Below are 20,532 nucleotides of genomic sequence, written 5' to 3'. Positions count from 1 at the left end.
CACAGGAGGCAGCACATGTCAGGGAACTTCATCACGCAGTCGCGGCCCGCGAGACGGCGGGCCGTGGCGGCCGGGCTGGCGCTGGGCCTGGCCGCGCTCACCGGCTGCGGCGGCGCCAAGGTCGGCGAGTCGGGATCGGACAAGGCGGGGGGCGACTCCGGGAAGTGCGGCACGTTCAACCTCGCGATCAACCCCTGGGTCGGATACGAGGCAAACGCGGCGGTCATCGCGTATGTCGCCGAGCAGGACCTGAAGTGTCAGGTCACCAAGAAGGACCTCAAGGAAGAGGTCGCCTGGCAGGGCTTCGGCACCGGCGAGGTGGACGCCGTAGTCGAGAACTGGGGCCACGACGACCTGAAGAAGAAGTACATCACCGACCAGAAGACCGCCGTTCAGGCCGGTACGACCGGCAACAAGGGCGTCATCGGCTGGTTCGTGCCGCCATGGCTGGCCAAGAAGCACCCGGACATCACCGACTGGAAGAACCTCAACAAGTACGCCGCCAACTTCAAGACGTCGGAGTCGGGCGCCAAGGGCCAGTTCCTCGACGGCGACCCGTCGTTCGTCACGAACGACGCGGCACTGGTGAAGAATCTCAAGCTTGACTACAAGGTTGTCTACGGCGGCAGCGAGGCTGCGCTCATCCAGGCGTTCCGACAGGCCGAGGCGAAGAAGACCTGGGTGATCGGGTACTTCTACGAGCCACAGTGGTTCCTCTCGGAGGTCGACCTGGTGAAGGTGAGTCTGCCGAAGTACGCGCCCGGCTGTGACGCCGACGCGGAGAAGATCGCCTGCGACTACCCCGAGTATCAGCTGGACAAGATCGTCAGCAAGAAGTTCGCCGAATCGGGCAGCCCTGCCTATGACCTCGTGAAGAACTTCACCTGGACCAACGACGACCAGAACCTCGTGGCGAAGTACATCGCCGAGGACAAGATGACACCGGAGGCGGCGGCCAAGAAGTGGGTGGACGCCAACCGCGACAAGGTCGACGCCTGGCTCAAGAAGAGCTGATCCACCGGCTCGGCACGAGCTGATCCACAAGAGGGACCGGGACGCACAGCCGTGCCCGGCGGGCTGCCGTGACAGCCCGCCGGGCACGGCTCTTTTTTGCCCCGGTTACGGCCGTGAAGGCCCCTTGACACCCACCCTCGGCGACCGGCATCGTGAGTTGCGCAACCTGAAGCATGTTGCGCTGACAGCAACTGGACTGCTTAAAAGGCGGAGGTGCGGCGATGGCGGGACCCCGAGTGGTCATCATCGGAGCGGGCGTCGTGGGAGCGGCGCTTGCCGACGAACTGTCCTCCGCAGGCTGGAGCGACATCACGGTCGTCGACCAGGGGCCCCTCCCCGCCACCGGCGGGTCCTCGTCCCATGCTCCGGGGCTGGTCTTCCAGACGAACTCCTCGAAGACCATGACCGAGCTCGCCCGCTACACCGTCGAGAAGTTCTGCAGCCTCGACGTCGACGGACAGCCCTGCTTCCTGCAGGTCGGGGGCCTCGAGGTGGCCACCACCCCCGAACGCCTCACCGAGCTGCACCGCCGCCACGGCTGGGTCACCGCCTGGGGCATCGAGTCCCGGCTGCTGAGCCCCGAGGAGTGCATCGAACTGCACCCGCTGGTGGACGGCGGGCGCGTCCTCGGCGGCCTCCTGGTCCCCACCGACGGCCTGGCCAAGGCGGTGCTCGCCGTCGAGGCCCAGATCCGGCGGGCCACCGGGCGCGGCGTACGCTTCCTCGCCCGCCACGAAGTCCTCGACGTCGTCCAGGACGAGGGCAAGGTCAGCGGGGTCGTCACCGACCGGGGAGAGATTCCCGCGGACATCGTCGTGTGCTGTGCCGGCATCTGGGGCCCGAAGATCGCCCGCATGGTCGGCATGAACCTGCCGCTGACCCCGCTCGCTCACCAGCTCGCCTGGACCGGCCCCGTCCCCGCGCTGGAGGGCCAGGCCGAGGAGGCCGTCCGGCCGATCCTGCGCCACCAGGACGCGGACCTGTACTACCGCGACCGCTTCGACCGCATCGGCATCGGCTACTACGGCCACCGGCCCATGCCCGTCGACCCGGAGGACATCGCCTCGGTGGACGAGGCCGAGCTTATGCCCTCGGTCCTGAAGTTCACCGAGGACGACTTCGCCGACGCCTGGGCCGAGACTCAGGCCCTGCTGCCGGCGACGCGCGACGCCAAGATCGAAGAGGGCATCAACGGCCTGTTCTCCTTCACCACCGACGGCCTGCCGCTGCTGGGTGAATCACCGGAAGTCAAGGGCTTCTGGGTCGCCGAGGCCGTGTGGGTCACCCACTCCGCCGGTGTCGCCCGCGCGGTGGCCGAATGGCTCGTGGACGGCCACTGTTCGTCCTTCGATCTGCACGAGTGCGACGTCAACCGCTTCGAGCCGCACCAGCTCTCGCCGGAGTACGTCCTGGCCCGCGACTGCCAGAACTTCGTCGAGGTCTACGACATCCTCCACCCCCTCCAGCCGGCCGGCGCGCCACGGCCACTGCGCACCAGCCCCTTCTACGCCCGCCAGCAGGAACTGGGCGCCTTCTTCCTGGAGGCCACCGGCTGGGAACGGCCCCAGTGGTACGAAGCGAACGAGCACCTGGCAACCGGGCGTTCCATTCCCACTCCCAACGACTGGGCAGCGCGCTACTGGTCGCCCATCGTCGGCGCGGAGGCCCAGACCACCCGCGAGACCGTCGCGATGTACGACATGACGGCACTCAAGCGCCTGGAAGTCACCGGTCGCGGCGCCGCCGCCTTCCTCCAGCGGCTGTCAACCGGCAACGTCGACAAGTCGGTCGGCTCGGTGACGTACACCCTGCTCCTCGACGAGGACGGCGGCATCCGCAGCGACATCACCGTCGCCCGTCTCGGCCGCGACCACTTCCAGGTCGGCGCCAACGGCAGCCTGGACCTCGACTGGTTCGGCCGGCACCTGCCGGCGGACGGGTCGGTCCAGGTACGCGACATCACCGCAGGCACCTGCTGCATCGGCCTGTGGGGCCCGCTGGCCCGCGAGGTCCTCCAGCCCCTCGCCGACTCGGACTTCTCCAACGACGGTCTGAAGTACTTCCGCGCCAAGCGCGCCCACATCGGCTCCGTCCCCGTCACCGCGATGCGCCTGTCGTACGTCGGCGAACGCGGCTGGGAGCTGTACACCACCGCGGACATGGGCGTGAAACTGTGGGACACCCTGTGGCAGGCCGCCCAGCCCCTCGGCGGTATCGCCGCCGGCCGCGGCGCCTTCAACAGCCTCCGGCTGGAGAAGGGCTACCGCTCCTTCGGCACAGACATGACCTATGAGCACGACCCCTACGAGGCGGGTGTCGGCTTCGCCGTCAAGCTCGACAAGGACGACTTCATCGGCAAGGCAGCGCTTGAACGGCGCAAGGCCGATGTGCGGCGCCGCCTTACCTGTCTGACCATCGACGACCCGCAGGCCGTGGTCATGGGCAAGGAGCCGGTGTACGACGGCGACCGCCCCGTCGGCTACGTCACCAGTGCCGCGTACGGCTACACGATCGGCAAGGGCATCGCCTATGCGTGGCTGCCCGCCGAACTTGCCACCACCGGCACCGCCGTGCAGATCGGCTACTTCGACCGGCGCGTCGAGGCCGTCGTCGCCGACGAGCCGCTGTTCGACCCGTCCATGTCCCGCCTGCGCGGCTGAGCCCGCACCGCCCAAGAATGAGGAGCGATGTGAACGCACGGATTCTGGACGGCAAGCGGACCGCGGCCGCGATCCGCACCGAGCTCGCCGAGCGCGTCGCCAAGCTGGCCGCGCGGGGAATCACGCCGGGCCTCGGCACCGTACTGGTCGGCGACGACCCCGGCAGCCACGCGTACGTCGCCGGGAAGCACCGCGACTGCGAACAGGCCGGGATCGCCTCCATCCGGCGCGAACTGCCCGCCGACGCTACGCAGGGGCAGGTGGAGGCCGTCATCGACGAGCTCAACGCCGACCCCGCCTGCACCGGCTACATCGTCCAACTGCCGCTGCCGCGGGGCCTCGACGCCAACGCAGTACTGGAGCGCATGGACCCGGCCAAGGACGCCGACGGCCTGCACCCCGTCAGCCTCGGCCGCCTCGCGCTCGGCGTCGAGGCCCCGCTGCCCTGCACCCCGCGCGGCATCGTGGAACTGCTGCGCCGCCACGATGTCCCCCTCGCCGGAGCGCGGGTGTGCGTCATCGGGCGAGGCATCACCGTCGGCCGGCCGATCGGGATGCTGCTCACCCGCAGGTCCGAGAACGCCACCGTGACCCTGTGCCACACCGGGACCAAGGGTTTGGCCTGGCACGTACGCGAGGCGGACATCGTCATCGCGGCCGCCGGATCACCCGGACTGATCACCCCCGAGATGCTCCGGCCCGGTGCCGTCGTCCTCGACGTCGGAATCACCCGCACCGACGAAGGGCTGATCGGCGACGTCCACCCCGACGCCGCCACGGTCGCCGGATGGATCGCGCCCATGCCCGGCGGCGTAGGACCCATGACGCGGGCGATGCTGCTCGCCAATGTCGTTGAGGCCGCCGAGAGGAACGCCGCATGAACACGCTGAACGCGCCACTCGCCGAGCTGGACCCGGAGGTCCACGCCGCCGTCGCCGCGGAGCTGGACCGCCAGCAGTCCACCCTCGAAATGATCGCGTCGGAGAACTTCGCCCCCTCGGCGGTCATGGAGGCCCAGGGTTCGGTCCTGACGAACAAGTACGCCGAGGGCTACCCGGGTCGCCGCTACTACGGCGGCTGTGAACACGTCGACGTGACCGAGCGGCTGGCCATCGAGCGGATCAAGTCCCTCTTCGGCGCCGGGTTCGCCAATGTGCAGCCGCACTCCGGCGCCCAGGCGAACACCGCCGTCTTCTTCGCTCTGCTCAGGCCCGGTGACACCGTCCTCGGCCTCGACCTCGCGCACGGCGGGCACCTCACCCACGGCATGCGCATCAACTACAGCGGCAAGATGCTCAATGTCGTGCCCTATCACGTGGACGAGACCGACAACCTGGTCGACATGGACGAGGTCGAGCGGCTCGCCAAGGAGCACAGCCCCAAGATGATCATCGCGGGCTGGTCGGCCTATCCCCGGCAGCTGGACTTCGCGGCCTTCCGGCGGATCGCCGACGAGGTGGGCGCGTATCTGATGGTCGACATGGCCCACTTCGCGGGCCTCGTGGCCGCCGGGCTGCACCCCAATCCCGTACCGCACGCCCATGTCACCACCACGACCACCCACAAGACGCTCGGCGGCCCGCGCGGCGGCGTCATCCTCACCAATGAGGCCGACCTCGCCAAAAAGATCAACTCGGCGGTGTTCCCCGGTATGCAGGGCGGACCGCTGGAGCATGTCATCGCCGCGAAGGCGGTGTCGTTCAGGCTCGCCGCGTCGCCGGAGTTCGCCGAACGGCAGGCCCGCACGCTCGCCGGGTCCCGCATCCTCGCCGAACGGCTCACGCAGCCCGACGCGACCGCGGCCGGAGTGAGTGTCCTCACCGGCGGCACTGACGTCCACCTGGTCCTGGTCGACCTCAGGGAGTCGGAACTGGACGGGAAGCAGGCGGAAGACCTGCTGCACGACATCGGCATCACGGTCAACCGCAACGCCGTCCCCTTCGATCCCCGCCCGCCCATGGTCACTTCAGGGCTGCGCATCGGCACCCCCGCTCTGGCCACGCGCGGCTTCACCGAAGAGGACTTCGCCGAAGTCGCCGATGTGATCGCGCTCGCGCTCCAGCCCGCCCCGGATGTCGCCGCGCTCCGCGCCCGTACGCAGGCGCTGGCCGCCAAGCACCCGCTCTACCCGCACCTTTCAGGAGACGCCCGATGAGCCCCCGCACCCCGGGTGCCGACCTCCCCGAGCACCCCGACTGGCTGTGGCGCACGCCCGAGCCGAAGCCGTCGTACGACGTGGTGATCGTGGGCGGCGGCGGACACGGTCTCGCGACCGCCCACTACCTGGCCAAGAACCACGGCATCACCAATGTGGCCGTGCTGGAGAAGGGCTGGCTCGCGGGCGGCAACATGGCCCGCAACACCACCATCATCCGTTCCAACTATCTGTGGGACGAGAGCGCCGGAATCTACGAGCACGCCCTCAAGCTGTGGGAGGGGCTGGCGGACGAACTCGACTACCCGATCCTCTTCTCCCAGCGCGGTGTGCTGAACCTTGCCCACAGCCTGCAAGACGTCCGCGAAAGCGTGCGCCGCGTCGAGGCCAACCGGCTCAACGGCGTCGATGCCGAATGGCTGGACCCGCGGCAGGTCAAGGACGTCTGCCCCATCGTCAACATCTCGCCCGACGTGCGGTATCCGGTGATGGGCGGCACCTACCAGCCGCGGGCCGGCATCGCCAAGCACGATCACGTCGCCTGGGGGCTGGCGCGTTCCGCCGACGCCGCCGGCATCGACATCATCCAGAACTGCGAAGTCACCGGCATCGACATCCAGGGCGGACGGGTCGTCGGCGTGCAGACCACGCTCGGCCCCATCGCCGCCGGCAAGGTGGCGCTCTGCTCGGCCGGTCACACCTCGGTGCTGGCCGCCATGGCGGGCTTCGAGCTGCCGCTGCAGAGCCACCCGCTCCAGGCGCTGGTCTCCGAGCTGCTCGAGCCCGTGCACCCCACCGTCGTGATGTCCAACGCGGTGCATGTGTACGTCAGCCAGGCCCACAAGGGCGAACTGGTGATGGGCGCGGGCATCGACGCGTACAACGCCTACACACAGCGCGGCGCCTTCCACATCATCGAGCACCAGATGTCCGCCGCCCTGGAACTCTTCCCGGTGTTCGCCCGTGCCCATGTGCTGCGTACCTGGGGCGGCATCGTCGACGTCAGCCCCGACGCCTCGCCGATCATCGGGCTCAGCCCGGTCGACAACCTCTACCTCAACTGCGGCTGGGGGACCGGCGGGTTCAAGGCCACCCCGGGCGTCGGCTGGGTCTACGCCCACACCATCGCCCACGACACCCCCCACCACCTCAACGCCCCCTTCTCGCTCGACCGATTCACCACCGGCGCGCTCGTCGACGAGCACGGCGCGGCCGCGGTGGCCCACTGAGGAGCCGAATCGATGCTGCTCATCCCATGCCCCTGGTGCGGGCCCCGTGACGAAGCCGAATTCCACTACGGCGGTCAGGCACACGTGCCCTATCCCGAGGACAGTGCTGCCCTGACCGACCAGGAGTGGGCGCGCTACCTCTTCTTCCGCGACAACCCCAAGGGGCCGTTCGCGGAGCGCTGGAGCCATGCGGCCGGATGCCGTCGTTGGTTCAACGCTGTGCGTAATACGGCGACGAACGAGATCCTGGCGGTGTACCGGACGGGCGAGCCGCGCCCGGCTCATCCAGCCCCTCCGGCGTTTGAAGAGCTGGGGGTCCCCCCACGCCCGCAGGGCGTAGGGGGCGGAGCCCCCAGCGGGGTCCGGGGCGAAGCCCCGGTCTCGGGACGGGGGTACCTCCCCGTCGAAGCTCTGGGGGAGGGCGGGGTGGGGGAGAACCTGCCGCCCACCGGCCCGCACCCGGCGACGAAACCCCAGGCACCCGAGGCTGCAGGCACGGGCACTCAGTCCTTCCGCCTCACCACAGGCGGTCGCCCCGCCCGGGACGAACGGCTCACCTTCACCTTCGACGGCACGACGTACGAAGGCTTCCGCGGCGACACCCTCGCCTCCGCCCTCCTCGCCAACGGCATCATCCAGGCCGGCACCAGCATCAAGCTCGGCCGCCCGCGCGGCATCTTCTCCGCCGGAGTCGAGGAGCCCAACGCCGTCGTCCAGATCGAGGAGCCGTTCCCCGAGCCCATGCTGCCCGCGACGGCCGTGGAACTGTACGACGGGCTCGTCGCGAGCAGCCTCCCCGGCCAAGGACGGCTCGCCACCGAGCCCGACCCCGCGCGCTACGACGCCGTCCACGCCCACTGCGACCTGCTCGTCGTCGGCGCAGGACCGGCCGGACTCGCGGCCGCGTCCGCCGCCGCCGGCAGCGGGGCGCGCGTCATCCTCGCCGACGACCAGCCCGAGCTGGGCGGAAGCCTTCTCGGCACAGGCCAACTCCTGGACTGGGCAGGTCAGTTGGGTGAGCGGCTCGCTACCGAGCCCGAGGTGCGCGTGCTGCGCCGCACCACCGTCTTCGGCTACTACGACGACAATCACGTCCTCGCCGTCGAGCGCCGCACCAACCATCTCGGCGGCGAAGCCCCCGAGTACGTCTCCCGCGAGCGCGTCTGGCGCATCCGCGCCCGCCGCGTCGTCCTGGCCACCGGAGCGCACGAGCGGTCGCTGGCCTTCGCCGACAACGACCGCCCCGGCGTCATGCTGGCGGCATCGGCCCGTACGTACGCCAATCGCTATGGCGTGGTGCCCGGCCGTCGCGCCGTTGTCTTCACCACCAATGACAGTGCCTATGCGGCCGCGCTCGACCTGGCGGCGGCGGGCGTGGAGATCGCGGCGGTCGTCGACACCCGCCCCGAACCGGGGGAGTGGGCGCGACACGCCCAGGACGCCGGGATCGAGGTGCTCGCCGGGCATGCCGTCACGGGTACCGAGGGCGGTGCGCGCCTCACGGCGGTGACTGTCGCTCCGTACGGAGAGTCCGCGGGGAACCGCGAGTTCGCCGTCGACCTGCTGCTGGTCTCCGGTGGATGGAACCCCGTCGCGCATCTGTTCAGCCAGGCGGGCGGAAAGCTGCGCTACGACGAGACGCTCGGCACGTTCGTCCCGGACACCTGCGGTCAGGCGGTTGAGGCCGCAGGCTCCGTTGCCGGTGTCTTCGACCTGCCCGGCGTCCTCGCGCAGGGCGCCGCGGCGGGCACCCGAGCGATCGAGGCCGAGGGCTATGTGGCCGGCGTACCCCAACTCCCGGTCACGGCCGAGGAACCCCAGTCCCCGTCCATGCAGGTCTTCGTCGTCCCCGGCGCCGCAGACGCGCCCCGCTTCATCGACCTTCAGCGTGATGTCACCGTCGACGACCTCGCCCGCGCGACCGGCGCCGGTATGCGCTCGGTCGAGCACACCAAGCGCTACACCACCGCGGGCACCGCCAACGACCAGGGCAAGACCTCCGGTGTCCTCGCCAGCGGCACCGTCGCCCAGCTCCTTGGCGTGGACATCTCCGCCCTCGGCACTACGACGTTTCGCCCTCCCTACACCCCCGTCTCCTTCACCACCCTCGCGGGCCGCGACCGCGGCGCGCTCCATGACCCCGTGCGCGTGACCGCCCTGCACGACTGGCACGTTGAGCATGGCGCGCTCTTCGAGAACGTCGGTCAGTGGAAGCGGCCCTGGTACTACCCTCAGGACGGCGAGGACATGAAGGCCGCCGTGCTCCGTGAATGCGGTGCGGCCCGCGAGGGCGTCGCCTTCATGGACGCCTCCACCCTCGGCAAGATCGATGTGCAGGGGCCGGACGCCGCCGTGTTCCTCGACCGGCTCTACACCAACATGATGAGCACCCTCAAGGTCGGCATGATCCGCTACGGCGTCATGTGCCGCCTCGACGGCATGGTCTTCGACGACGGCACCGTCATCCGCCTCGCCCAGGACCGTTTCCTTGTCACCACCACGACCGGCAACGCGGCCGCCGTCCTGGACTGGATGGAGGAGTGGCTGCAGACCGAGTGGCCCGAACTACGCGTCCACTGCACCTCCGTCACCGAGCAGTGGGCCACCGTCGCCCTCGTCGGCCCCCGCTCCCGCGACGTACTGGTCGCCCTCGCACCGGACCTCGCCGTGGACAACGACAGTTTCCCGTTCATGGCATGGCGCGAGTCGGCCGTCGCCGGAATCCCGGCCCGTGTCTGCCGGATCAGCTTCTCCGGCGAACTGGCCTACGAGATCAACGTGTCGCCGTGGGAAGCCCGCGCGCTGTGGGAGGCGCTCTACGAGGCGGGGAGCCGATTCGGCATCACCCCGTACGGCACCGAGACCATGCACGTCCTGCGCGCCGAGAAGGGCTATCCGATCATCGGCCAGGACACCGACGGCACCGTCACCCCTCAGGACCTCGGCATGAGCTGGGCGGTGTCCAAGAAGAAGCCCGATTTCGTCGGCAAGCGTTCCCACGCACGCGCCGACACCACGCGTGGCGACCGCAAGCACCTCGTCGGCCTGTTCCCGGAAGACCCCGACTCGTTCCTCCCCGAGGGCACCCACCTGGTCGCCGACAGCGTGCTCCCCGAGCCACCGGTGCCGATGCTCGGTCATGTCACATCGAGCTACCACAGCGCGGCGCTCGGCCGGACGTTCGCACTGGCCTTGATCAAGGGCGGCCGGGACCGCATCGGCGAGCGGCTGTTTGCACCTGTGGGCGACCGTCTGGTCCCAGTGACCGTCGCAAGTCCCGTTCTCTACGACCCAGAGGGAGCCCGCCGCGATGGCTGACACCGCTACCCGCCACAGCCCCCTGGCGCACGCCGCCGGCCGCTTCGCCGCGGCCACGCGGGCCTCGGGCGGCGACCTGCGCCTGGCCGAACTGCCTTTCCTCGCCCAGGTCAACGTCCGGCTCGACCCCAAGGGGCCGGCTGCCGACGCCGTCGGGCTTGCTCTAGGTCTCCAACTGCCCCTCGAACCCAACACCGTCGTACACGCCGGTGACCGCTCTGCCCTCTGGCTCGGCCCCGACGAATGGCTCGTCGTCGGCCCGCCCGGCAGTCAGGCGGGCCTGGAGCACCAGATCCGGGCTGCCGCCGGCGACGAGCCGGCAGCGGTCACGGACGTCTCCGCCCAGCGCACCACCCTGCTCGTCGCGGGCCCTCGCGCCCGCGACCTGTTGGCCCATGGCTGCCCGCTGGACCTGCACCCGCGTTCCTTCGGTCCTGGGCGCTGCGCCCAGACCACCCTGGCCCGCGCGCAGGTCGTGCTGGTTGCACGCGACGAGGCCCGGGCCGGGTTCTGGCTACTGGTCCGTTCGTCCTTCGCCGGGTATATGGCGGACTGGCTGTTGGATGCCGCGTCGGAGTACGTCTGAGTCCGAGTCGAGAATCAGGCCGACGATGAGCACGAGGAATACCAGGGCCAGCTGCCCCAGCGCGGATCCGTCGAGACCAAGTGGCACTGTGGCAAGGACGGCTGTCGCGGTGCCAAGCCGCAGCCAAGGACCGCCGAGATGCAGTGTGCGGCGGAACCAAGCGTGTCGCACAGGTAGACGGCTACGCCGCAGGCAACGACGACCCCGCACTCCCTGTTGATCGGTCATGCGGACATGTCCTAGGTCTTACGACCCTGGAGCTGATGGCGCCGGTCGCCGGTCTGCAGGTCCGGCCGCCGGCCCGACCGCGTCGGTGGCGCGGGGGAGGGTGCCCAGGAACCGGCGGACACCTCGTCGGAGTTGAGCACGTCCTCGCCGTACAGATCCTGCAGCCAGTTGGCCTGGTAAATGGTGTCGAGGTAGCGATCGCCCAGATCCGGGGCGATGGCCACCGCGGTGATTTCACGCGCGTCATGCTGCGTCAACCAGCCCATCGCGCCGCTGACCACCGTGCCGGTGGAGCCGCCGAACAGGAATCCGTGCCTGGCCAGACGATGGCACGTACGGATGGTGTCCGCCTCCTCGACGCGTATCACCTCATCCACATAGGACTCGTCGAGCAGCGGCGGACGGATGCTCATCCCCAGGCCGGGAATCATCCGGCGGCCCGGCGCACCACCGAAGGCCACCGAACCCACGCTGTCCAGTGCGATGATCCGCACCGGCCGGTGCCACTCTCGGAAGTAGCGCGCGCAGCCCATCAGGGTCCCGGTAGTGCCGGCTCCGACGAACAGCACGTCCAGCCCCGGGAACTGGCGGGCGATCTCCGGCGCTGTCTTGCCGTAGTGCGCCTTCCAGTTGCTCGGATTGGTGTACTGGCTGAGCCACACGTAGCGGTCATCGGAGGCGCACAGTGCGCGGACGTAGTCGAGCCGCGCGCCCAGGAAGCCGCCGTATGCCTCCTGTCCGGCGACGATGTGCACCTGGCTGCCCAACGCCTCCATCATCAACCTGGTCGACAGGTTGCAGCGGGAGTCCGTCACGCACAGGAAGCGGTAGCCCTTGCTCGCCGCGATCATGCTCAGCGCCACGCCGAGGTTTCCGGAAGAGGACTCGACCAGGATCGAATCCGGCGTCAGGACTCCATCCCGCTCAGCGGTCTCCACCATCTCGGTCGCGGCCTTCAGCTTGATGGAGCCGGCGAAGTTGAAGCCCTCACACTTCAGGAATAGCGAGTGCCCGAAGATCGACCGAAGGTCGACATAGAGCTCTTCTTCATTGAAGGCGTAAGGAACGGATATGACGGGCACGATGGTCTCCTCACCTGCAGCAGAGCATGGGGGAGCCCTGCGTCAGCGGCCGCGGTCCAGTACGCCCTGATCTGCGGCGACTTGACCGGCGATCTCTCCTGGGATTACTCCTGCATAGGCCTCCTGGGCTCTCGGCCGGCTCATCCGTACCGGCTCAGTTCGTGGAAGAAGTCATTGACGACGTGCAACTCCCCGGAGCGGACCACCTCGTCGTAGACGTACTTGCCGACCGCGAGGTCGAGCACCCCGAGGCCGAAGGGCGAGAACACCAGCGGCCGGTCCGCCGGCAGCGTCACCCGCCCGGCCATCACGTCGTCCAACGTGCCGTGCAGGAACTCCCGGTTGCCCGTGAGCTGCTCCGCCAGATGCGGCGAGGTGTTGGCCTTCAAGCAGTGCTCGACGTCATCGACGATGTTCGTCGAGGCGAGCACGATCTCCGGCGAGAGGTCGCGCAGCGACACGTGCAGCACCAGTGGATTGTGTGCGAACCACGAGACGTCGCTGACGTACGGTTCACCGGCGACGGTGGCGAAGACCACCAGGTCGCTGAGGCGGATCAGTTGCTCGGCGCTGTCATGCACGGTGATCCGGCCGGCGATGCCGGACTGCTCCAGGTAGCACCGGAAGCCGGACGCGCTGTCGGCGGACAGGTCGTGCACGCCGATCTCGTCGAACGACCAGCCGGTGCCGGCCAGGAAGGTGTGGATGTAGCGGGCGATCAGGCCCGTCCCGATGAACCCCACGCGTGTCGGCCGCGGCCGGCCGTGGCTGAGGCATTCGGCCGCCGACGCCGCCGACGCGGCCGTCCTGCTGGCGCTGATGATCGAGCTTTCCAGACAGGCGAACGGGTAGCCGGTGTCATGGTCGTTGAGGATCAGTACGGCGGAGGCTCGCGGGATGCCTGCCGTCACGTTTTCCGGGAAGCTGGAGATCCACTTCAGGCCGTCCACCCGCACCTCCCCGCCGATCGAGGCGGGCAACGCGATGATCCGGGAGGAGGGGCGGTCGGGGAAACGCAGGAAGTAGGACGGGGGGTTCACCGAATGACCGGCGCTGTGCAGCCGGTAGGTGGCCTCGACCAACTCCACGATCTCTTTCTCGCGCCCCCGCAGCACGCGCTGAACCTGGGCACCGGAGATCACCGCGAACGGTGGCACAGTGATCGGCTCGGACATTGCGGACTCCGTAGCGGTGGAACGGACGGGGGTCATCCTGCGGTCACCTCGACGGTTGGCGAGCAGTCGGCCAGGCGCACCGCGTCGGCCATCGCCACGAGCACTTCGCGCGGTCCCTCGAAGGGCTCCCTGCTGTGCGCGGTGCGGATGTTGTCCACGAGCATCAGGTCGCCGGCCTGCCACGGCTCGCGCGCGGTGTTGTCCTCGTAGACCTTGTTGAGCAACTGCACGACGTCCTCGCCGATCGGGTCGCCTTCGCCGAAGCGGGTATTGAACGGCAGTCCGTCGGCGCCGTAGACGTCCACCAGGTACTCGCGCACCTCGGGGGCTATCGTCCACTCGTTGAGGAACGCGATCTGGTTGAACCAGCACCGCCGGCCGGTGACCGGGTGTCGCACCACGGCGCTGCGGCGTTGCCTGGTGCGCAGTCCACCGTCGGGCTGCCACTCGAACTCGATCGCGTTGGCACGGCAGTAGCTCTCGACGGCGCCCCGGTCCTCGGTGCCGAACGCCTCGGCCAAGGACGCGCCGATCTCGTCGTTGTAGCTGCGGGTGAGCAGCCAGCCCTCCCGCTCGAACCGCTGGATCAGCTCGGCGGGCAGCGCGTCGAGCACGGTCGGTGAGTCGGCCACCGCGGTAGCCCCGCCCTCGGTGGGCGCACTGAGGCACGCGAACAGCATCAGGCCGGGGAACTCGAGCCGGTAGCTCAGTTCGTGGTGCATGCACATCGGCTGGTTCGGCGGCCACTGCGATGAGGAGTACACGCCGTCGGCGTAGGCCCGCCGGGGCGCGAAGGCCTCCTTCTCGGTCATCAGCCCGGTGGTCAGCCTCGAGAAGACGGCACCGGTCTCGGCCGCGTCGCGCAGCCCGAGGCCGCGGGTCAGGATCGAACCGTGCTCGGCGACGACGGCGCGCAGCGCGTCCCGGTACTCGGCCGCCCAGCTCAGCGCGTCGCCGGTGGTCTCGACCCGCAGCATCGGCGGTTTGCCGGGTTGCAGCTCCAGGTCGAGCAGTGACGCCGGGGATGAGGACGACATCTCGTTTTCCTTTCGGTCGCGGCTCAGGAAGAAGTCAGCAATTCGGCGACGCGCAGCACGGCCTTGGCCGCCTCGGTCGGACGGGTGCGCAGGAAGTAGTGGCCGCCGTCGGCGAGTTCGTGCAGGTCGACGCGCTCGGCCAGGAGCTGCCAGTCGCGGTAGCGGCGTGGGAACTCCGCCGTGTGCGGGTCGTCCGCGGCAATGACCACGGTGACCGGCGCGGACAGCTTCACTGTCGGCGGTGCGTCCAGGGCGTCGGCGAAATAGCGGTGGGCGGCGACGCAGTCGTGCCGGTAGGCGGCACCGACATGCTCGGCATGCTGCGCATCCAGCTCACCGAGTTCGGTGTGGCCGCTGTCTGCGCCCAGCCTCGCGGCGATCTCGGCGTTGCTCCGCCCGGTCAGCTCGGTGATGGCGGCGCGCCGCTCGGTGGCGTCACCGAGCAACTGCGCGCCAAGGAACACCCGTGGGACGTCCACCCCGCGCTCCTGCAGCTGCCTGGCCGTCTCCACGGCCAACGCGGTGCCCGAGGAGTGGCCCCACAGCAGGACCCTGGTCAGGCCCCGTCGGGCGATCTCGGCGACGACCTGTTCGGCCACCTGTGCGATCGACGCGAACGGCTCGCTCTCGGCGGCCACGTCGTGACCGGGCAGCTCGACGGCGTAGACCGCCAGGCCGTCGGCCGGCAGTGCCCTGGCCATCGGCTGGAAGTTCACCGCGTTGCCGCCGGCGTGGGGGAAGCACACCAGGGCGGCGGCCTGCGCGCGGTCCGATTCCGACAGTGACTGCAGCAGCCCGGAGCGCTGCTCGGACCTGCCGTCGACCAGCTCGGCCAGATCAGCGAGGATCGGGTGACGGGTGACGTCCTTGAGGGTCACCGCACGGTCCAGGGTGATCGCCAGCTTCACCGCCGACAGAGACGTGCCGCCCCGGTCGAAGAAGTGGTCAAGCCGTCCGATCTGATGCTGCGGAATGCCGAGTACGTTCGCCCATGCGGCCGCCAGCCGCTCTTCCGTGGGCGTATTCGGCGCGCGGTAGTCGTCCTCGACGACGTCGAGCTCTCCGGCGAGCGCCCTCAGCGCCTTCCTGTCGATCTTGCTGTTGGCCGTCAGCGGCAGACTTTCCCGCCAGTGGAAGGCGGACGGGACCATGTACTCGGGCAGTGACGCACCCAGCCGGTCCGACAGGACGTCGGCGTCGAGTGGCTGCGGGCCGGAGTAGAAGGCCACCAGATGCTTGCTCTGGTCGGCCCGCTCGGCGACCACCACGGCACCGTCGCGGACACCGGGTACCCGCAGCAGGGTGTTCTCGATCTCGCCGATCTCGATCCGGAAGCCGCGAATCTTGACCTGGGTATCCCGGCGGCCGAGGAACTCCAGCTTGCCCTCGGGCTGCCAGCGACCGTAGTCGCCCCCTCGGTAGAGCCGCTGGCCCTCGCGGTGCGGATCGGCCATGAAGGCCAGCCGGGTGCGCTCGGGGTCGTTGACGTACCCGCGGCCGACGCAGACTCCGGAGAAGACGATCGCACCGGGGGCGCCGAGCGGCACCGGTGACAGGTGCTCGTCGACGACGTAGATGCGCACGTTGTTGACGGGGGGACCGAGCGGGACTCGTTCCCGGTCCGGCACGCGGTCCATGACCTCGTGGTTTGTGTCGTCCGAAGTCTCGGTCAGACCGTAGGCGTTGACCAGCTTGATCTCGGGCTCGGCCGCGAACCAGCGCTGCGTGAGCTCCTTCTTCAGCGCCTCGCCGGTGACCGACACGTACCGCAGGTCCGGCAGCTCGCGGGGGTGCTGCTCCAGACAGGACACGACGACTTCCAGGTAGGAGGGTACGACCTGGAGCACCGCGACCCCGCCGTCAATGATCTTGTCGACGAACTGTTGGACGTCCAGGATCACCTCCTGCTCGACCAGCAGGGTCCGTCCACCGACCAGGAGCGCGCAAACCAGTTGCCACAGCGAGATGTCGAAGCACTGAGGTGCGGTCTGGGCCACCACCTGCCCCTCGCCGATCTCCAGGTCGTCGATCTTGGCGTAGAGGTGGTTGAGCATGCCCGCGTGCTCGCACATCGCACCCTTGGGCTCACCTGTGGAGCCGGAGGTGAAGTAGATGTATGCGAGCTGGTCCGGCGCGACGCCGACGCCGAGATCACCGTCGGCATGGTCCTCCTCGTAGGCCGCGTCGACGAAGAGCGTCTGGACTCCGGACAGCGAGTCGAGGGCCTGGTCGAGCGTGGTGGTGCTGCCGGGTTCGGTCAGTACGAGCCCGCACTCGGCACGGGAGAGCGTGGTCCTGATGCGCTCGGCCGGGAAATGCGGCTCGATGGGCAGGTATACGCCACCGGCCTTGAAGACAGCGAGGACGGCGGCCATCCAGTCCAGGTTGCGCTCGGTCACCACCGCGACGACACCTTCACGGCGCAGCCCCCGCGCCAACAGGGCTCGTCCCAGCCGGTTGGCACGGCTGTTGAGCTCCCCGTAGGTCCACTGCCGCTCGCCGTGCACGGCTGCGACGGCGTCCGGGTGTGCACTCACCCGCTGCTCGAACAGTTCGTGGAACCGGCGGTCCGGCAGGTCCCGGCGCGGTCCGGCGAACCCTTCGAGCTGGAACTGGAGTTCCTCGGCGGAGAGCAGGCTCTGCCGCCCGTGCTCGGCATCCGGATCGGCGGCGATCAGTGCGAGTGCGGTGAGGTGATAGCCGGCGATCCTGGCGGCACAGTCCGCGTCGACTACGTCGGTGCGGTACCGCAACCGCAGCAGTAGTTGGCCTGCGTGCTGCGAGAATCCCACCCACAGCGCCGTGCTTTCGGCGAGATCGCCGCCGACGCCGGTCGGATCGAACACGGTCTCGAGCGACGGTTCGGTCAGGCCCAGCTCCGCCTTGAGACCATCGACCGCAAAGTCCTTGTGCGACAGCAGTTCCGACTCGACTTGATGGGTGTTCAGCAGCAGTGTCCGCCACGAGTCGGGTTCGGTCGTCAGCCGGCAGGGCAACGGTTGGCCGCCCTCCACGGCGACGTAGCCGGTCGCGACCTCGTGCTCGCCGGACAGGGCGGCGAGCACCTTGGCATGCGCCGCCAGCAGCACCGAGTTGAGCGGCACCGCCAGGTCCTTGGCCAGCCGGCACAACGCTCCCACGACGTCGTCCGGGATCGTCGCCTCGTGCTCGTCAACGCCCGTGAGCGGATTGAGCGTCCACCGCGGAATCGCGGTGAATCCACCGGCGACGAGCACACCGCGCCAGAACTCGCGGTCGGCTTCCACTTGCGCTCCCATCGTCATGCCCCTCGCCTCACGGTCGCCGCGGTGCTGTGGTCCGCCGAACGGGGCGGCGCCGCAGTCGTCGTTGGCTGATAGTGATCTCGCATCTCCGTGGCTGGGTTTCCTCCCCACCGTGCGTGCTGGGGGATCTCCTCGCCTTTCATGAGGAAGGAGTCGGCGGCGAGCACTGCGCCGTCGCCCATCGTCACGCCGTAGTGGACGTGGGCGCCGACCCCGAGCGTGCAGCCGGTGCTGAGCGTGCTGTGGTCGGACTTGAAGGTGCCGTCCTCCTGCGAGTGGCACTGGATCTTGCTCCCCGCGTTGAGGGTGCAGTCGTCCCCGATGGTGGTGAGCGTCCGCTCCGTCAGATAGCAGCCGTCGTCGAAGACCCGCTTGCCGATCCGAACACCCAGCAGCCGCCAGATCACGTTCTTGAAAGGGGTGCCGTTGAAGACGTTGAGGTACTCGTCGGGCACCTTCCAGAGGCGCTCGTGCCACCAGAAGTACGGGTCGTAGATGGAGCACAGCTGAGGGCGCAGCGCGCGGAATGCCGCGATCCCACGCTCCACCAGTACGAGGTAGAGAGCGGTGAACCCGAGCGTCAGCGCCAGGAACCCGGCGATCACCAGTTGCCCGAGAACGCCATACAGGTCGACGGCCGCGAGGCCAACCACCGTGAGCACGAAGACGTACAGCCACCGCATGAACAGGAAGAAGATCATCGAGCGGATGTTGTAGCGGTTCTTCGCGGCGAGGTGGCGGGGCAGTTCGTCCCCGGCCCGGAGATTGTCGAACCGGGAGTCGCGCTCCACCGACCTGGGAATCTCGAAGCACGGCGAGCCGAGCAGCCCCACCCCCTCGCGGACCTCGCCGTCGAGCGGAACCATCACCTTCGTCGCCAGGAGGCAGTTCTCACCTGTCCTGGCCCCCGAGGGGTACGCGATGTTGTTCCCAAGGAAGTTGTGTGCCCCGATCGACGCCCGGGACACACGGAAGGACGTGCTCGAGAAGTCGGCATTCACGATCGAGAGCCCGTCGGCGACCATCGTTCCGCTGCCGACAGAGCTCAGATACGGGGTCTCGTGCTGCACTTCCGTACCGAAGTTCGACCCGGTCTGTTCGACCCGGGACAGGTCGTATCCAAGGCCGCGCAGATAGTGAACGATGTAGGAGCTGTCACCGAACAGCCATTTGAAGAACTTGATGTTGGTCATGCGCGCGATCGCGCGGTGCACCGAGTAATGGAAGCCGTACAGCGGATAGACCTTGTCCGGCTTGATCACCAGGTTCAGCAGCCGCGGGACGGTGAACAATGCGGCGAGGCCCACGACGAGAAAGCCGAAGAACACCACGGTGGAGACGGCCAGCGCGTCGACGTAGAGCTGCGACGACGTGAACTCCTCCGTCCCCGGGGCCAGCAGTCTGCCCACCGACGGGATCCCGGTCAGCAGCATGTACGTACCGCCGATGGTCAGCGGTATGTACAGGAGGAACAGCTGGAGCAGGGTGACGAGGCCGTAGCTCGCCCGGCGCAGCGCACCGCAGTCGGCCGGAGCGACCCTCACATAGTCAAGTTCGGTGCGCTGTGCGGGGGACCCGTGCCACCGCTCACCGTCCGGCACCACCTGGCCGCTGTACAGCGCGGACGTGTGGCCGAGTTGCGCACCGTCGCCCATCGCCGTGTCGATGTCGAGCACGGTCTTCTCGCCGATGAACACGTCCCGGCCGAGGGTGACCGGGCCGGTCTGGATACGCCCGGTGTGCGCCCGGTAGCAGAGGAAGTACGCCTCTTTGCGGATCACCGTGTCGGCGCCGATCGTCAGCAGGTCGGTGCAGACCGGGACGGTGCGCGAGAGGATCGTGACACCCTTTCCGATCCGCGCGCCGAGGGCCCTGAGGTACAGCACGTACAGCGGATTGCCGACGAAGAAGATCATGGGGTTGGCGTGGACCAGCACCTTGACGGTCCAGAAGCGCAGATAGGTCAGACCCCAGACTGGGAACTCGCGGGGTTCCCAGCGACCGATGAGGATCCATTTGGCCACGATCGGGAACGTGCACAGGCCAACGAAGCCGGCGCCGCCGAAGAGGACCGACCGCAGGTAGATGTCGCTCAAACCTGAGCCGGCGGAGACCCACTCGTAGCCATTGGCGGTGACAATTCCGGCGAGGAAGCAATATCCGAGGAAAATCAGGAACTGCAGCGTTCCGCATAGGACGTACTGCAGCGTGCTGGCCGGTGTCACCACCTCGGTCGACGCCGGGACCGACGAATCGACAGGGGTGGGCGCTGTGTCCGCGAGCGCCGCCGCCAGGCTTCGGATCGTTGGGTTTTGGTAGACGTCCTTCATCGACACCGATGGCAGGTCCGCCTGCTTCCTCACCCGTGCACAGAAATGGGCCAACACCAGCGAATTGGCGCAGAGGTCATTGAAGTAGTGGCCGTCGACCGACACACGCTCGACGCCCACGACGTCGGCCAGCACCTCGGCCAGAATCTCCTCGAGGTTTTTCTCGATGCCGGTCTTCGGGCCGGTGTACCTGCGCTTGGTGATTGCAGATTCATCCGGCCCGGGCGTCAAAACCTCGACAGATTTATCTTCCATTTCAGCCCCTTGAAGAAATTTCTCCTGAGGAAATTTCGAACACGATGGGCCAGCGCGGCCGGCATCCGGTGCCCTCGCGCTCCTCGATGGCGGGAGCGGGCAATCCGGAAGCCACGAGCTCGTGAGCTCTCATCCGGTCACAAAACCGTCACCTGTAGTCTTCACCGTCCATCGCCGGG

12 protein-coding genes are annotated in these 20,532 nt (G+C 68.5%); 7 read left to right on the top strand and 5 right to left on the bottom strand.

Annotated features, from left to right (window positions below; translation table 11 throughout):
- The first annotated feature begins 15 nt into the window (after nucleotides 1–15).
- The 7 genes from ACH492_RS12855 to ACH492_RS12825 all read left to right on the top strand — a co-directional run bounded on the left by ACH492_RS12855 (nucleotide 16) and on the right by ACH492_RS12825 (nucleotide 10,962).
- On the top strand, nucleotides 16–1,014 hold the full coding sequence (locus ACH492_RS12855) for an ABC transporter substrate-binding protein (protein WP_398985675.1): 999 nt from the start codon (nucleotides 16–18) through the stop codon (nucleotides 1,012–1,014).
- Nucleotides 1,015–1,235: 221 nt separating this feature from the next.
- Nucleotides 1,236–3,674, top strand: a complete 2,439-nt coding sequence (locus ACH492_RS12850; protein ID WP_398985673.1) for an FAD-dependent oxidoreductase — start codon at nucleotides 1,236–1,238, stop codon at nucleotides 3,672–3,674.
- A 29-nt stretch (nucleotides 3,675–3,703) separates the two neighbouring features.
- Nucleotides 3,704–4,555, top strand: a complete 852-nt coding sequence (locus ACH492_RS12845) for a bifunctional methylenetetrahydrofolate dehydrogenase/methenyltetrahydrofolate cyclohydrolase (RefSeq protein ID WP_398985671.1) — start codon at nucleotides 3,704–3,706, stop codon at nucleotides 4,553–4,555.
- Nucleotides 4,552–5,829: a serine hydroxymethyltransferase gene (gene glyA / locus ACH492_RS12840; RefSeq protein WP_398985669.1), complete on the top strand. Its 1,278-nt coding sequence runs from the start codon at nucleotides 4,552–4,554 to the stop codon at nucleotides 5,827–5,829. Before ACH492_RS12845 ends, glyA begins: the two co-directional genes overlap by 4 nt.
- A complete protein-coding gene (locus tag ACH492_RS12835; RefSeq protein ID WP_398985666.1) occupies nucleotides 5,826–7,058 on the top strand; it encodes a sarcosine oxidase subunit beta family protein in 1,233 nt (410 codons plus the stop codon). The genes glyA and ACH492_RS12835 overlap by 4 nt, the downstream gene beginning before the upstream one ends.
- A gap of 12 nt (nucleotides 7,059–7,070) precedes the next feature.
- Nucleotides 7,071–10,376, top strand: coding sequence for a sarcosine oxidase subunit delta family protein (locus ACH492_RS12830; RefSeq protein WP_398985664.1), 3,306 nt, complete (start codon nucleotides 7,071–7,073; stop codon nucleotides 10,374–10,376).
- The gene (locus ACH492_RS12825; RefSeq protein WP_398985661.1) at nucleotides 10,369–10,962 is read left to right on the top strand and encodes a sarcosine oxidase subunit gamma; all 594 of its coding nucleotides are present in this window, start codon (nucleotides 10,369–10,371) and stop codon (nucleotides 10,960–10,962) included. The genes ACH492_RS12830 and ACH492_RS12825 overlap by 8 nt, the downstream gene beginning before the upstream one ends.
- Nucleotides 10,963–11,201: 239 nt before the next feature.
- Here the strand turns inward: ACH492_RS12825 and sbnA are convergent, their stop codons facing one another.
- From sbnA to ACH492_RS12800, 5 genes are all read right to left on the bottom strand, one after another.
- Nucleotides 11,202–12,272, bottom strand: coding sequence for a 2,3-diaminopropionate biosynthesis protein SbnA (gene sbnA, locus ACH492_RS12820; RefSeq protein WP_398985659.1), 1,071 nt, complete (start codon nucleotides 12,270–12,272; stop codon nucleotides 11,202–11,204).
- Nucleotides 12,273–12,412: 140 nt separating this feature from the next.
- Nucleotides 12,413–13,483 (bottom strand): 2,3-diaminopropionate biosynthesis protein SbnB, encoded by a 1,071-nt coding sequence (gene sbnB, locus ACH492_RS12815; RefSeq protein WP_398985657.1) that lies wholly within the window; start codon nucleotides 13,481–13,483, stop codon nucleotides 12,413–12,415.
- Nucleotides 13,480–14,484: a TauD/TfdA family dioxygenase gene (locus tag ACH492_RS12810; RefSeq protein ID WP_398985655.1), complete on the bottom strand. Its 1,005-nt coding sequence runs from the start codon at nucleotides 14,482–14,484 to the stop codon at nucleotides 13,480–13,482. Before ACH492_RS12810 ends, sbnB begins: the two co-directional genes overlap by 4 nt.
- 23 nt (nucleotides 14,485–14,507) lie before the next feature.
- Complete coding sequence (locus ACH492_RS12805; RefSeq protein ID WP_398986215.1) at nucleotides 14,508–17,762, bottom strand: amino acid adenylation domain-containing protein; 3,255 nt, start codon at nucleotides 17,760–17,762, stop codon at nucleotides 14,508–14,510.
- A gap of 2 nt (nucleotides 17,763–17,764) precedes the next feature.
- Complete coding sequence (locus ACH492_RS12800) at nucleotides 17,765–20,353, bottom strand: Pls/PosA family non-ribosomal peptide synthetase (RefSeq protein ID WP_398985653.1); 2,589 nt, start codon at nucleotides 20,351–20,353, stop codon at nucleotides 17,765–17,767.
- Nucleotides 20,354–20,532 lie beyond the last annotated feature (179 nt).

It is taken from the genome of Streptomyces sp. NPDC019443 (genome assembly GCF_044389785.1).
GTDB lineage: Bacteria > Actinomycetota > Actinomycetes > Streptomycetales > Streptomycetaceae > Streptomyces.
The sequence above is the reverse complement of the archived record's forward strand: the minus strand, read 5'-3'. Positions and strand labels throughout refer to the sequence as shown.

Coding starts and splice junctions, on each gene's coding strand:
- glyA (WP_398985669.1), top strand. CDS start 4,552: ATGAACACGCTGAACGCGCCACTCGCCGAGCTGGACCCGGAGGTCCAC.
- ACH492_RS12810 (WP_398985655.1), bottom strand. CDS start 14,484: ATGTCGTCCTCATCCCCGGCGTCACTGCTCGACCTGGAGCTGCAACCC.
- ACH492_RS12850 (WP_398985673.1), top strand. CDS start 1,236: ATGGCGGGACCCCGAGTGGTCATCATCGGAGCGGGCGTCGTGGGAGCG.
- ACH492_RS12805 (WP_398986215.1), bottom strand. CDS start 17,762: ATGGGAGCGCAAGTGGAAGCCGACCGCGAGTTCTGGCGCGGTGTGCTC.
- ACH492_RS12825 (WP_398985661.1), top strand. CDS start 10,369: ATGGCTGACACCGCTACCCGCCACAGCCCCCTGGCGCACGCCGCCGGC.
- ACH492_RS12855 (WP_398985675.1), top strand. CDS start 16: ATGTCAGGGAACTTCATCACGCAGTCGCGGCCCGCGAGACGGCGGGCC.
- ACH492_RS12830 (WP_398985664.1), top strand. CDS start 7,071: ATGCTGCTCATCCCATGCCCCTGGTGCGGGCCCCGTGACGAAGCCGAA.
- ACH492_RS12835 (WP_398985666.1), top strand. CDS start 5,826: ATGAGCCCCCGCACCCCGGGTGCCGACCTCCCCGAGCACCCCGACTGG.
- sbnB (WP_398985657.1), bottom strand. CDS start 13,483: ATGACCCCCGTCCGTTCCACCGCTACGGAGTCCGCAATGTCCGAGCCG.
- ACH492_RS12800 (WP_398985653.1), bottom strand. CDS start 20,353: ATGGAAGATAAATCTGTCGAGGTTTTGACGCCCGGGCCGGATGAATCT.